This is a genomic window from Streptomyces sp. NPDC057743, from assembly GCF_042798755.1.
Taxonomy (GTDB): domain Bacteria; phylum Actinomycetota; class Actinomycetes; order Streptomycetales; family Streptomycetaceae; genus Streptomyces.
The window spans coordinates 124,939-137,837 of the sequence record NZ_JBHVJX010000018.1; the positions used below are offsets into that span (position 1 = coordinate 124,939).

Below are 12,899 nucleotides of genomic sequence, written 5' to 3' on the forward strand. Positions count from 1 at the left end.
CCCGGGGCCGGCTGGCGTGCACCGACCCGACCGGCCCCGGGCGGGCCGCTCACCCCGAGCGGTCCGCCCCGTCGATCCACGCGTGCGCCGCCCGCGCGGTGAACTCCCGCTGCCCGCCGGGGAACAGCAACCCCGCACCGGCGAACGCCGGATCGTCGACGCTTCCGGACACATAGGGCACCGCGATGCACCGCATCCCGGCCCGCCGCGCCGCCAACACCCCGGGCGCCGCGTCCTCCACCACCACACACGCCGCGGGCTCGGCCCCCAGCCGGCGCGCGGCCTCCAGGAACACATCGGGCGCCGGCTTGCCGTGCGGCACCTCCTCCGCCGACACCACCGTGGCGAACAGCGCGTCCAGCCCCGCCCCGGCCAGCACCGCCTCGATCGCGGCCCGCGACGAGCCGGACGCCACCGCCATCGGATGCCCGCCCTCGGCCAGCCGCACCACCAGCTCCCGCATCTGCGGGAACACTTCCGTGCCGGTCCGGACCAGTTCCAGATAGGCGTGGTTCTTCCCGGCCAACAACTCCTCCACCGGGGCGTCGATGTGGTACTCCCGCGCCAGCGCCGTCAGCGTCTCGCGGGTGCCGATCCCGATGAAGCGCAGATGGTGCTCCCAGGTGAAGTCCGTGACGCCGTAGTCGGCCAACACCCGCCGGCCGGCCTCGAAGTAGTGGGGCTCGCTGTCCACCAGCGTCCCGTCGAGGTCGAAGATGACCGGCGCGGGCCCGCCCGCCGTGCCGTGCGCCACCGCTCAGCCCGCCTGTGTGGCCGTGCCGCCCACGGACTCGACCAGCGGCAGCATCCGGTGCGGCACCCGCTCGCGCAGCGCCACCTCCGTCCGCGTGCGGACCACGCCCGGGAGCTTGATCAGCCGCTGGATCACGTCCTCCAGGTGTGCCGCGTCCCGGGCCACCACCCGCGTCAGCAGATCGCCGCCGCCGGTCGTCGAGAACGCCTCGATGATCTGCGGCACTTCGGCCAGCGCGGCGGCGACCTCCTCCAGGTGCCCCTGCGTCACCTCGATGTGCACGAAGGCCAGCACCGGGTGGTCCAGCGCGGCGGGGGAGAGCCGCGGGCTGTAGGCGGTGATGACCCCGTCCCGCTCCAGGCGGTCCAGGCGCGCCTGGACCGTCCCGCGGGCGACCCCCAGCACCCGGGCGTACTCCCGCACGCTCGTCCGCGGCTGCTCCAACAGCAGCTTCAGGATCTTCGCGTCCAGCGCGTCCACGGCCATCGGCCCACGGCCTCCTTGAGGTCGACGGTGTTGCAACGACGGTCGGGGCGCGCGGGGTACATCCATTATCCGGCCGCGCGGCCCCTCCCGTCACCGTACCCAAGGACGATCTTCCGTGCCGATTGGCCGCTTTAGGTTGGAGGGGCCCGGCCCGACGCGGGGCCCACCGACCTCTGGAGCACCGATGACGCACGACGCACCCGCGCCCGACACCGACGACGCCCTGACCACGGTGGCCGCCGAACTGGTCGCGATGGCCGCCGCGGACCACGCGGCCACGGCCCGCGCCAACGGCCCGGACTTCGCCGACCAGTTGGCCTGGCGCCGGCTCACCGCCCGGCACGCCGACCGCCTCACCGAGATCCTGGACGCCCACGGCTGGCCCACCGCGGACCGCTTCGGCCCGGACGCCGCCCGCGCCGCCTGGCTGATCGCCCAGCACGCCGATCGCCAACTGGACGTCCAACGCCGCGCGCTGCGGCTGCTGGAACGCGCCGTCGTCGAAGGCCTCGCGGCCCCGCACGACCTCGCCTTCCTCCACGACCGCACCCGGGTCAACGAGGGGCGCGAGCAGCGCTATGGCACCCAGATCGCCGGCGTCCAGGACGGCGCGCCGATCCCGTGGCCCTGCGAGGCCCCCGAGGAGATGGACCGGCGGCGCGCCGAGGTGGGCATCCCGCCCTTCGACGAGTACGTCGCCCAGTTCGCCTGAGCGCCCGGCGCGCCCGGTTTCCCGGTCAGGTCACGGTCAGCGTGGCCTTGCCCTCGGCGGCCGAACTGCCGCCCACGTAGACGTCGATGGCGCCGGGCTCCAACCGGAACTCGCCGTGCGGGGCGTTGCTCCAAAACCCCAGGTCCTCGGCCGCCAGCCGGAACCGCACGGTCCGGCTCGCGCCCGGCGCCAGCGTCACCCGTTGGAAGCCCCTGAGCCGGCGCACCGGTTGGGCGATGCTGGCGGCCCGGTCGTGGACGTAGAGCTGGACGACCTCGTCGCCGGCCACGGAGCCGGTGTTGGTGACGGTCGCGGTGACCTCGACCGAGGCGCCCGCGCGCAGCGCGTCGGCCGTGATCGTGGCGCTGCCGAGCCGGGGCGCGCCGGTGCGGAACGTGGTGTAACTCAGGCCGTACCCGAACGGGTAGAGGGGCCCGTCGGGGAGGTCGAGGTACTTCGAGGTGAACTTGTCGTGGGGGTTGTAGGGGCGGCCGGTGTTCTCGTGGTTGTAGTGGATGGGGAGTTGGCCGACCGACCGCGGGAGCGAGACCGGCAGCTTGCCACCGGGGTTCACCTTGCCGAACAGCACATCGGCCAGCGCGTTGCCGCCCTCGATGCCGGGGTGCCAGGCCAGGACCACGGCCGGGGCGCGGTCCACCCAGCCGCCGATGGTCAGCGGCCGCCCACCGACCAGCACCACCACGAACGGCCGGCCGGTCCCGGCGATCGCCTCGACCAGCCGCTGCTGCACCCCCGGCAGCCCGATGTCGCTGCGCGCGGACGCCTCCCCGCTGAGCGCCGCCGGTTCGCCCACCACCACGACGGTGACCTCGGAGGCGGTGGCCGCCGCAACCGCCTCCGGGATGCCACGCACCTCGTCGCCCTGCGCGTCGACACCGCGGGCGTGCCGGACCGTGCCGCCCGGCACCGCGCGGCGCACGGCGTCCAACACCGTCGTGGCCGGGAACTTCTCGGCCGCCGCCGGCAGCACCCAGGTCCCCAACAGGTCGGTTGCGTTGCCGAACGGGCCCACCACCGCGATCGACCGGACCGAGCCGCGCAGCGGCAGCACCCCCCGGTCGTTCTTGAGCAGCACCATCGACCGGCTTGCGGCCGCCCGGGCCGCCGCCCGCGCCGCCGCCGACGGCTCGCCGATCGCCTTCGCCTCGTCGACGTACGGGTGCGCGAACAGCCCCAGCGCGTACTTCAACCGCAGCACCCGGGCGACCGCGTCGTCCAGTCGGCGCGCGTCGATCCGGCCCTCCCGTAGGAGCCGCTTGCCGTGGGTGACCAGGGTGGTGCTGGTCATCTCCATGTCGACGCCGGCGTTCAGCGCGAGCCGCGCGGCGTCCGCGCCGTCCTCGGCGACCCCGTGCGGGAGCAGTTCCTGCACGCCGTTCCAGTCGCTCACCACCATCCCGTCGAAGCCCCACTCCCGCTTGAGGACGTCGGTGAGGGTGTGCCCATTGGCGTGCGCCGGGACCCCGCCGACGAGGTTGAACGAGGCCATCACGGTCGCCGCACCGGCGTCCAACGCGGCCTTGAACGGCGGCAGATAGAGGTTGCGCAGCCGGGACTCCGACACGTCCACGGTGTTGTAGTCGCGCCCGCCCTCGGCGCCCCCGTACGCCACGAAGTGCTTGGCGCAGGCCGCGATCCGGTCCTTGGCCACGAGCCGGTCGCCTTGGTAGCCGCGCACCTTGGCGGCGGCGAACGCCGAGGTCAGATACGGGTCTTCGCCGTTGCCCTCGGCGATCCGGCCCCAGCGCGGCTCGTGCGTCACGTCCATCATGGGGGCGAAGGTCCAGTGCACCCCGTTGGAGCGGGCCTCCGCGGCGGACACCTCCGCGTCCCGGGCCGCCACCCGCGGATCGAAACTGGCCGCCTGGGCCAGCGGGATGGGGAACGTGGTCCAGAAGCCGTGGATCACATCGAGCCCGTACAGCAGCGGGATGCCCAGCCGCGACTCCTCGACGGCGATCCGCTGGAGCGCGTTGCAGGACCGCGCGCCGAGGATGTTCAGCACCGAGCCCAACTGGCCCTTGCGCGCGGCCTCTTCGACGGCCTTCGTACCCGGCCCGCCCGGCCCCGTGTCGTAGACCCAGGGGAGCTGCTGTAACTGTCCCAGCTTCTCTTCGACAGTCATACGCGCCAGCAGGTCATCGACCCGGCGGTCGTACGGCCCGGGCCGGCGCGGGGCGGTCTCGGTGGCGGGTGCGGCATCCGCCCGCGCGGCCCGGGGAGGCGGCTGCGCCTGGGCCGCTCCGGCGTTCGCCAGACCGGCGGCCGCCGCGGTTCCGCCCGCGGCGGCCAGTAGGGAACGACGTCGTAGCTCACCCATGCCTTCACCTTTTTCATCCATCGAGGGGTAAAGGTTCTCTCAAGGCGCCAAGAGCTGAAGTGACGGTAAGTGGTGGGCAGTTGCCCGTCAAGGAGTCCTGCGCCGAACCGCGCCCCCTCGGACTGGCCCCGGCCAACCGACGTGGACCAAGCTGCGGGGATGACGGAGAACCACACCCACCTGACCCCCTGCCGGCTCGACTCCTACACCCGCGACGACGTGACCGCGATCCTCGGCGACGGCCCCGATCCCTTCGGCGTCGACAGTGCCGGCCTGACCTGGCTGCCCAAGGAGGAGCACTTCGGCGTCCGGCTCGGCGATCGCCTGGTGGCCCACGCCGGGCTGCGCCGGCTCCCCCTCGTGCTCGGCGGGACCAAGACCTCCGTGATCGGCGTCGGCGGGGTGGCCGTGGCACCCGACGTGCGCGGCCGGGGCCTGGCCCGCCGGGTGGTGGCCGCCGCGCTCGACCACGCCCGCACCATGGGCCCGCCGCACGCCCTGCTGTTCTGCCGCCCGCCGCTGGTCGCCCTCTACGCGCGCCTGGGGTGGCGGGAGGTCCCGGACGAGGTGCGGGTCGAGCAGCCCACCGGCCCGGTCGTGATGCCGCTGCGCACCATGTGGACCCCGCTGCGGGACGGGGCCGCCTGGCCGCCCGGCCCGGTGCGGCTGCTCTCCGCGCCCATGTGAGGCGGCCCCGGACCCGCGGCGCCCGAACTCGCCGTCCCGCGGCGCCGATTGACGAAAAGGCGTCGCACGCCCGCGGCCGGTTCGGCACACTCCCGGCATGACGATCACCCGGATCAACCCCCGGCAACTGCACCCGACCCCCGGATACCACCACATCACCGTCGTCGAGGCCGGCCGCACCGCCTACCTGGCGGGGCAGTGCCCGCTCGACCGCGAGGGCAACGTCGTCGGCCCTGGACTGGCGGCGCAGATCGACCAGGTCGCGGCGAACGCGCTGGTCGCCCTGGCGGAGGTGGGCGCCGGACCGCAGCACGTGGTGCGCTCGGTGATCTACGTACGCAGCGAGCAGACCGCCGAACTGAGCGCCGCCTGGCGACGGCTCAACGCAACGGCCCTCGGCCCCGCCTTCGCCACCGCCAGCACGCTCCTGGGGGTGGCACAACTGGGTTTCCCGGGCCAGCTCGTGGAGGTGGACCTCACCGCGGCCCTCCCCGACTGACCCGCTGCCCACTCCCGGTCCGGTGGACGCCCCGCAGAGTGGTCCGATGGCCCGCTCCCGGACGCCGCGATCCGCTCCTGACTGGACCATTGGCCCAATACATTCATCCACTGTTGAACAATCGGCCACCCTGATGCTGAGATGGACGCGTCGATGGCGCTGCGGATCCCCGCGGCGCCTTTCTCATGTTGTGGTGCATCGGCGGTCCTGCCGCGGTGCGCCGGTGTACCGAAAGGGCGGGGGAACTTGCTGAAGAGGGCGTTCGTGGCGCCGGACCCGGGGCGCATGCGGCTGCGGTTCGCGGCCCGGGCCGTGATCGGGATCGGGCTCGCCGTCGCGCTGTGCGGGGCGGCCGGGCTCCCGCTGGTGGCCTGCGTCACCGGCGGCCTGGCCGCGATGCTCGCCCTGTTCACCGTCGCCGACCCGACGGTGCGCGGGCAGGCCGTGACGACCGCGCTGCTGCCGGTCGTCGGCCTCCCGGTGCTCGCGCTCGCGGCCGTCCTGCACGACCTGCCGCTCGTCCGCGACCTGGCGTTCCTCGCCGTCGTCGGGGCCGGGGTGTACGCCCGGCGCTGGGGCCCGCGCGGGCACTCGCTCGGCGTCTTCGCCTTCATGACCTTCTTCGCGGCGCAGTTCCTGCACACCGTGCCCACCCAACTCCCCGAGCTGTACGCCGCCATGGCGCTCGCGCTCACCGCGTCGTCGCTGGTGCGGTTCGGCGCGTGGTGCTACGAGCGGCGGTCGACGGCGCCCGCCGCGGTGGCCGCCCCGGCCGGCGGCACGGGCCTGGCGCGGATCACCACCCGGCAGGCCGTCCAGGCCACCGCGGGCGCCGCCGCCGCGCTGGCCGCCGGGCATCTGCTGTCCGACCAGCGGTGGTACTGGGCCGTGGGCGCCACCTGGTGGGTCTTCGTCAACACCACCTCGCGCGGCGAGACGCTGATCCGGGGCTTCCGGCGGTTCCTCGGCACCGTGCTGGGCGTCGTCGTGGGCTTCGCCGTCGCCATGCCGCTGCACGACCAGCCGGTCGCGGCCGCCGTGGTCGTCGCCCTCAGCGTCTTCGGGATCTTCTACACCGCCGCCGTCTCCTACACCTGGATGATGCTCGCCGTGACCGTGCTGGCGAGCATGCTGTACGGGCTGCTCGGCGTGCTCGATCCGGCGCTGCTCGCGCTGCGGGTCGGCGAGACGGTCATCGGCGCCCTGGGCGCGGTGCTGGCGGTGCTCCTGGTGCTGCCGGTGACCACGCACGCCATCACCGACGAGCGGGTCGAGCGGGCCCTGCGCTGCGTGCACGCCTGCACCGCGGAGGCCGCCGCCCGGCTCGCGGGCGACCCGGGGGCCGATCCGGCGCCGCGGGTCGCCGAGTTGGAGGCGATCCTCGACCGGGTGCGGCTCTCCCTCGTCCCGCTCGTGCACCCGCTCAACCCGCTGCGGGCGCGCAAGCGGCGGGCCCGGCAGGTGCTCGCGCTGCTCGACGACTGCGCCCGCGAGGTGCGCGGGCTGGCGACGGTCGCCGCCGACCCGGAGGCGTCGCACGACGACCGGCTCGCCGCGGCCTGCTGGCGGGTGGAGTCCGCCGTCGAGGCGCTCACCGACGCCCCGCTCGACGGCCGCAGCGCGCGGACCGCGGCGGCAGCGGCGCCGCACACCGGCGACGGCGGCCCCGTCCTCGCTCATCTCCACGCCCTGGAACAGGCCCTGCTCGCGCTCGCCGTCCCCCTGGGCCGGCCGACCCCCGGCGGCCGGACCGACCGGCTTCCGGTGGGGGCCTGACGGGGGCCAACGGCACCTCCCGGCCAACCCCGGCCCCGGCCCCCGCCCGCCCTGTTAGCGTCGCCGGGACAACGGGACACCGTCCGCACGGCGAGCACCGCGACGGGCCGGCCGGCCCCCACCGCCGCCCGCCCACCACGGCCGGACGGCCCCAACGGGCAGGCAACGGACGAAGGGCGGCCACCAGTGGCGACGACGGAACCGGCGGCGGACTCGACGACGGACTCGACGACGGCATCGGCACGGCGGACCGCCGGCCGACCGGCGCACGGAGGCCAACTCCGCGCCTACCTCGGCTCCTTCACCACGGCCGGCGGCCCCGGCATCACCACCGCCGCCGTCGACCCCGCGACCGGTGCGCTGACCCCACTGCACTCCACCGACGCCGTCCCCAACCCCTCCTACCTGGTCGCCGCCCCCGACGGCCGGCGCCTCTACGCCGTCAGCGAGACCCCCAACGGCGCGGCCGCCGCCTTCCGCCTCACCCCCGGGGGCCCCGAACTCCTCGCCCCCGCCGCCCCCATCGGCGGCGCCGACCCCACCCACCTCACCCTCACCGCCAGCCACCTGCTCACCGCCAACTACAGCTCCGGCGACGTCAGTACGCTCCCCGTGCACGCCGACGGCACCCTCGGCGGCCCGCCGTGGGTCCTCGCCCACCGGGGCAGCGGCCCGCGGGTCGACCGCCAGGAGGGCCCACACGCCCACGCCGTGCGCCCCGACCCCAGCGGCCGTTGGCTGCTCAGCGTCGACCTGGGCACCGACTCGGTCCGGATCTGCGCCCTCGACCCGGCCAGCGGGGCGCTCTCCGTACGGGGCGAGACCCGGCTGCGCCCCGGCAGCGGGCCCCGCCACCTCGCCTTCCACCCGGACGGCCAACTCGCCTGCGTCATCAACGAACTCGACCCCACGGTGACGCTCTGCCGCTGGGACGCCACCCAGGGCCGGCTGACGCCCCTGGGGGAGACATCGCTGCTCCCCGAGGGCGCCGCCGGCGCCGACCCGACGTACCCGTCCGCCCTGGTCCTCTCCCGGGACGGCCGCTTCGGGTGGGCGGCCAACAGGGGCCACGACAGCATCGCGGTGCTCTCCCTGGACGCCCTGGCCGGCACCGCGACCCTGGTCACCACCGTGCCGTGCGGCGGCCACTGGCCCCGCGACCTCGCGCTGCACCCCGACGGGCGGCACCTCTACGCGGCCAACGAACGCTCCGGCGACGTCACCTGGTTCACCCTCGACCCGCGGACCGGCGTGCCCGAGCGGGCCGGCTCGGTACCGGCGCCGGCCGCCTCCTGCGTGGTCTTCGCCTGACGAGCCGGCCGCTCACCCCTGGGGGAAGTGCCCGCCGAAGTACACCTGGGTCTCGACCAGTCGGCCGTCGCGCACCGTCATCACCTCGACGTTGCGGTGGCGTGCGCCGGTCGTCAGCTCGTACGCGTAGCGGACGAAGACCTGGCCGTCGTCGAACGGGACGGCGTCGAGGATCTCCTGGGAGCGGAAGTGGTGCGCGGTCGGGAAGCAGACGTCCAGGAACGCGGCCCGGTCGAGGCGGTCGTCCCGTGGGCTGGTGAAGACGAACTCCTCGGCGAGCAGCCGCTCCATGGCCGGTCGGTCCTGGGCCGCGTAGGCGGCGAAAGCGGCCCGGACGACGTCCTCGGGCGTGGTGGTGTCGGACATGGCGTTCCTCCTGCTGAGGGGGCGTGGGTTGGACGGGGCACACGACGGTAGACGACGCGCACGGGTCAGACTCATCGGCCGCGCGGTCGGGCGCGGAAGAACAACAGGCGGCGGCGCCGGGGGAGTCGGGCGCAGCGCGGAGGGCCGCCCCGGCGCGCTCGGCGCGGGACGGCCCTCGGTGAACGGGTGTGGCGGGGTCCTACCGGGCGGCCGCCCCCAGGCCCTGACCCGGCAGCGTGATCCCCATCGCCGCCGCGTAGTTGGACAGCACCAGCCGGCCCACCGCGCCGTACGCGCCCAGCGCCTCGGCCGAGGCGCAGCCCGCCTCCGCCGCGGCCGCCCCCAGAAGGCCGTCGGCGAGCTCCGGGCCGATCAGGTACGGGGCCAGCGCCAACTGCTGCGCGCCGGCCGCGCGGAGCTGGTCGGCGGTGCGGGCGATGGCGCCCTCCTCGTCCAGGCCGGCGGCCAGCACCGGCACCGCCAGCCGGGCGGAGAGCAGCATGCCGGTGATGCCGGCGGCCTGCACCGCCTCCTCGCCGCCGACGGTGGCGAGGATGATGCCGTCCGCGGCGGTCGCGACGGTGAACAGCCGGGCCCGGTCCGCGCGGGCCAACCCCGCCTCGGACAGCCGGACGTGCAGCGCCTCGGCCAGCAGCGGGTGCGGGCCCAGGACGTCGGTCAGTTCGGCCCCGGACGCGCTGTTCATGATGGCCTGACGTATCCGGCGCAGCAGCGCGCTGTCCGGGCCGGCGAGCAGCGGCACGACGACCGCCGCGGGGCCGGGGTCGGACTGCCCGGTCTCGGCCGCCCGCGCCTGCTGCTCGGCGGCGGCCTGCGCCAACACCGCCTCCAGGGACGGGAACTCGTCGTCCCCGCCGTCGACGTAGCCGATCCGCGCGTCGAGGCCGGGCAGTTCGGAGCGGGCGATGCTGGAGACCTCCTCCGCCAGGCTGCGCGCGGCGGTGGAGGGGGCGCCGGGCACCGCGAGCACCAGGGCGGGTGCGCCCTCGGGTGCGGCGAGCGGCTCCGGCTTGCGATGGCGGCCGGAGGGCCGGTTGCGCGGCGTTCGTACGGGCAGGCCGGGTGCGCCTCCCGGGCTCGGGGAGTCGACGTCGATACGGGGCGAGCCAGGTGCGGGCCCAGTGGGGGAACTCATGGCGCCGCATGCTAACGCCTCGGCATGCCCGGCCGCGGAGGGAGGGTTCCGCCGCGAGGTATCCGTCCCGTTTTATCCCGCGCGTCGTGGCGACGGACCCGTCACATGCCCTGTGATCTGCAACAACTTCCCCTCGACGGGCAGCACCAGGCGGTCCGCGGCGAGCGCCGCGGCGAGCGCCAGCGCCCCGTCCAACGGGCTGCCGGCGGCCGGTTCGAGGCGGGCTTGGGGCAGCCGTTCGGCGAGCGCCGTATGGAGCGGCGACAGCAGCGGGGCGCCCAGGTGCAACAGCCCGCCGGTGAGCGCGACCACGGCGTCCGGGCCGGGCGGGCACACCGCGGCGGCGGAGTCGGCGATATGGCGCGCGGCATCGGCCAGGACGCCGGCGGCGACCGCGTCCCCGGCGGCGCAGCGCGCGACCTCGGGGGCGAACGCGGCCAGTACGGCGGGCCGGTCGGGGCGCGGGTAGAGCGCGCCGGGCAGCCCGGCGACCGGCCCGAACGCGGCCTGCGCGCGGGCCAGCAGCGCCGGCGAACCGCCGGGCCGCCCGTCGTGCGCGCGCAGCGCGGCCTCCAGCCCGGCCCGCCCGATCCAGGCGCCGCTGCCGCAGTCGCCCAGCAGATGCCCCCAGCCGTCGGCCCGGCGCCAACCGCCCGCCGGCGTCAGGTCGGTGCCCAACGCGACCAGGCCGGTGCCCGCGGCGACCACCGCCCCGGGCCGCTGGCCGAGCGCCCCGACATAGGCGGTGACGGCGTCCGTGGCGAGCGCGAGGCGACGGACCCCGAAGGCGGCGGCGAGGGCGTCCGGCAGCCGGGCGCGCAGGTCGTCGCCGAGGATGCCCATCCCGGCGGCGCCGACGCACACCGCGTCGAACCGGTCCGCGCCCACCTCGCGCGCCAACTTCTCGCCGGCCGGCAGGAGTTGGTCCAGCAGATGGCCGGCGTCGATGCCGGCCGGGCCGGTGCGGACCGGCTCCCGGGAGGTGACCGTCGCCGCCGGCCTGGCCCCGTCGGCGCCGGCGCGGCCCACCGCGATCCGCAGCCCCGAGCCGCCCGAGTCCACCCCGAGGACGAACGCCTCGGCCGCCGGGTCCGCGGACTCAGCCGAGGCCACGGGCGTCCTGCTTGAGGGCGGTGTCGACGGTCAGCGCGGTGGCCACCACCAGGCTCAGCAGCGGGTCGGGCAGCTGCCGGTGGATCTGCAACACGTAGTTGTCCGCGGTGGTGAACATCGTCTTGGCCAGCCCCTCCCAGGTCTTGGTGATCCGGGCGACCTCGGTGTCGGTGTGGTCGACGATGGCGAAGTTCCAGGCCCGCCAGTTCTCCGCCTTGATGGCGCCGACCTGCTGACCGTTGACCAACATCGCGAAGTTGATCTTCCCGATGGCGTTCTGCTGGACGATCTCGCCGACCGGCTGGCCGTCCGGACGCGCCACCAGCACCTTGGACTTGATCAGCTTCGCGGGCCGGGTGAGCGTCAACTGCGGCTGCCCGTAGGCGTCCCGGATCTCCAGCCGGTGCGTCATGTACTGGTCCAGGCTGGAGACCACCCGGAGCATCTTCTTCGCGGTGCTCTGGCCGATCTCCACGACCGAGCCGAGGGTGTTGCCGTGCTGGTCGTAGACCGCGTACTCGTTGCTCACCTCGATGAGCTTGGCCTTCTGGTTGACCACCAGCACCGGCTCGGTGAACAGGCTGCCGCCGCCCGCCCCGGCCGGCGCCACTCCGGCCTGCTGCTGCACCTGGTGCTGGATGCCGGCCTGCTGCCGCGCCTGATGGAGCGCCTCGGCGCCGTACGGGCCGGGCTGGCCGTAGGGGGCGCCGCCGGGCTGCTGGCCGTACGGGGCCTGGGCCGGGGCGGGTTGCTGCTGCGGCGGGTACTGCTGGGGCATCTGCTGCTGCGGTTGCTGCGCAGGGTGCGGCTGGGCCGGTTGCCCGGCCTGCTCCTGGGAGTGTGCCTGCTGGCCGGGGTGGGTGTGCGCGGTCCACTGGGAGCCGTCCCACCAGCGGAGTTGGTGGGGAGTGCCCTGCGGGTCGGCGTACCAACCCGCAGGGATGTTCGTCTGCGTCATGCCGGGAACACTATCGCCCGGCTCTGGACGGCGGTCCGGCTCAGGGCAGTCGCCAGTCCACCGGCTGGGCGCCCTGCCGGACGAGGAGGTCGTTGACCCGGCTGAACGGGCGCGACCCGAAGAAGCCGCGGTCGGCGGACATGGGGGAGGGGTGCGCGGACTCGACGGACGGCAGATTGCCCAGCAGCGGCCGCAGGTTGCGCGCATCGCGCCCCCACAGCACCGCCACCAGCGGGCCGCCGCGCGCCACCAGGGCACGGATGGCCTGCTCGGTGACCTGCTCCCAGCCCTTGCCGCGGTGGGCTGCGGGTTTGCGCGGTGCGGTGGTCAGCGCTCTGTTCAGCAGCAGCACGCCCTGCCGGGTCCACGGGGTGAGGTCGCCGTTGGAGGGCCGGGGGAGCCCGAGGTCGGAGTGCATCTCGCGGAAGATGTTCTCCAGGCTTCCGGGCAGCGGACGGACGTCCGGCGCCACCGAGAAGCTCAGCCCGACCGCGTGCCCCGGCGTGGGGTAGGGGTCCTGACCGACGATGAGCACCCGCACCTCATCGAAGGGTTGTTGGAAGGCCCGCAGGACGTTGTTGCCGGCCGGGAGGTAGGTCCGGCCGGCGGCGATCTCCGCCCGCAGGAAGTCGCCCATCGCGGCGATCTGCCCGGCGACCGGCTCAAGTGCCTTGGCCCAGCCTGGTTCGACGATGTCTTGGAGAGGTCGTGCAGCCACGGGATCACCCTACTGGCCGACG

At 75.0% G+C, this 12,899-nt stretch carries 13 protein-coding genes; 5 read left to right on the plus strand and 8 right to left on the minus strand.

The window, feature by feature from the left end; translation table 11 throughout:
- Positions 1-49 precede the first annotated feature (49 nt).
- Both ACFVFQ_RS21950 and ACFVFQ_RS21955 read right to left on the minus strand, forming a co-directional pair.
- Entirely contained in the window at positions 50-754 is a 705-nt protein-coding gene (locus ACFVFQ_RS21950) for an HAD family hydrolase (protein ID WP_383418567.1), read from the minus strand.
- 3 nt (positions 755-757) lie between these two features.
- Positions 758-1,240, minus strand: coding sequence for an Lrp/AsnC family transcriptional regulator (locus tag ACFVFQ_RS21955; RefSeq protein WP_383418569.1), 483 nt, complete (start codon positions 1,238-1,240; stop codon positions 758-760).
- Positions 1,241-1,424: 184 nt separating this feature from the next.
- Here ACFVFQ_RS21955 and ACFVFQ_RS21960 point away from each other — a divergent pair, with 184 nt between their 5' ends.
- Positions 1,425-1,952, plus strand: a complete 528-nt coding sequence (locus tag ACFVFQ_RS21960) for a DUF6624 domain-containing protein (protein ID WP_383418571.1) — start codon at positions 1,425-1,427, stop codon at positions 1,950-1,952.
- Between the two features lie 25 nt (positions 1,953-1,977).
- On the opposite strand, the gene ACFVFQ_RS21965 is transcribed toward ACFVFQ_RS21960, so the two are convergent.
- Positions 1,978-4,293 carry a glycoside hydrolase family 3 N-terminal domain-containing protein gene (locus tag ACFVFQ_RS21965; RefSeq protein WP_383418573.1) on the minus strand — a complete coding sequence of 772 codons (2,316 nt, stop codon included), beginning with the start codon at positions 4,291-4,293 and terminating at the stop codon, positions 1,978-1,980.
- Positions 4,294-4,452: 159 nt separating this feature from the next.
- Here ACFVFQ_RS21965 and ACFVFQ_RS21970 point away from each other — a divergent pair, with 159 nt between their 5' ends.
- The 4 genes from ACFVFQ_RS21970 (at position 4,453) to ACFVFQ_RS21985 (ending at position 8,566) form a co-directional block, all read left to right on the plus strand.
- Positions 4,453-4,980 carry a GNAT family N-acetyltransferase gene (locus ACFVFQ_RS21970; RefSeq protein WP_383418575.1) on the plus strand — a complete coding sequence of 176 codons (528 nt, stop codon included), beginning with the start codon at positions 4,453-4,455 and terminating at the stop codon, positions 4,978-4,980.
- A gap of 97 nt (positions 4,981-5,077) precedes the next feature.
- Positions 5,078-5,479 (plus strand): RidA family protein, encoded by a 402-nt coding sequence (locus tag ACFVFQ_RS21975; RefSeq protein WP_383418577.1) that lies wholly within the window; start codon positions 5,078-5,080, stop codon positions 5,477-5,479.
- Between the two features lie 246 nt (positions 5,480-5,725).
- Entirely contained in the window at positions 5,726-7,255 is a 1,530-nt protein-coding gene (locus tag ACFVFQ_RS21980) for an FUSC family protein (protein WP_383418579.1), read from the plus strand.
- Positions 7,256-7,441: 186 nt separating this feature from the next.
- Positions 7,442-8,566, plus strand: coding sequence for a lactonase family protein (locus ACFVFQ_RS21985; RefSeq protein WP_383418581.1), 1,125 nt, complete (start codon positions 7,442-7,444; stop codon positions 8,564-8,566).
- 12 nt (positions 8,567-8,578) lie between these two features.
- On the opposite strand, the gene ACFVFQ_RS21990 is transcribed toward ACFVFQ_RS21985, so the two are convergent.
- From ACFVFQ_RS21990 to ACFVFQ_RS22010, 5 genes are all read right to left on the minus strand, one after another.
- Positions 8,579-8,932, minus strand: a complete 354-nt coding sequence (locus ACFVFQ_RS21990; RefSeq protein WP_383418583.1) for a nuclear transport factor 2 family protein — start codon at positions 8,930-8,932, stop codon at positions 8,579-8,581.
- 199 nt (positions 8,933-9,131) lie between these two features.
- Positions 9,132-10,088: a hypothetical protein gene (locus ACFVFQ_RS21995; RefSeq protein ID WP_383418585.1), complete on the minus strand. Its 957-nt coding sequence runs from the start codon at positions 10,086-10,088 to the stop codon at positions 9,132-9,134.
- Between the two features lie 72 nt (positions 10,089-10,160).
- On the minus strand, positions 10,161-11,201 hold the full coding sequence (locus ACFVFQ_RS22000) for an N-acetylglucosamine kinase (protein WP_383418587.1): 1,041 nt from the start codon (positions 11,199-11,201) through the stop codon (positions 10,161-10,163).
- Positions 11,188-12,159 carry a phospholipid scramblase-related protein gene (locus ACFVFQ_RS22005; protein ID WP_383418589.1) on the minus strand — a complete coding sequence of 324 codons (972 nt, stop codon included), beginning with the start codon at positions 12,157-12,159 and terminating at the stop codon, positions 11,188-11,190. Before ACFVFQ_RS22005 ends, ACFVFQ_RS22000 begins: the two co-directional genes overlap by 14 nt.
- 40 nt (positions 12,160-12,199) lie before the next feature.
- Positions 12,200-12,877: a uracil-DNA glycosylase gene (locus tag ACFVFQ_RS22010; RefSeq protein WP_383418590.1), complete on the minus strand. Its 678-nt coding sequence runs from the start codon at positions 12,875-12,877 to the stop codon at positions 12,200-12,202.
- Positions 12,878-12,899 lie beyond the last annotated feature (22 nt).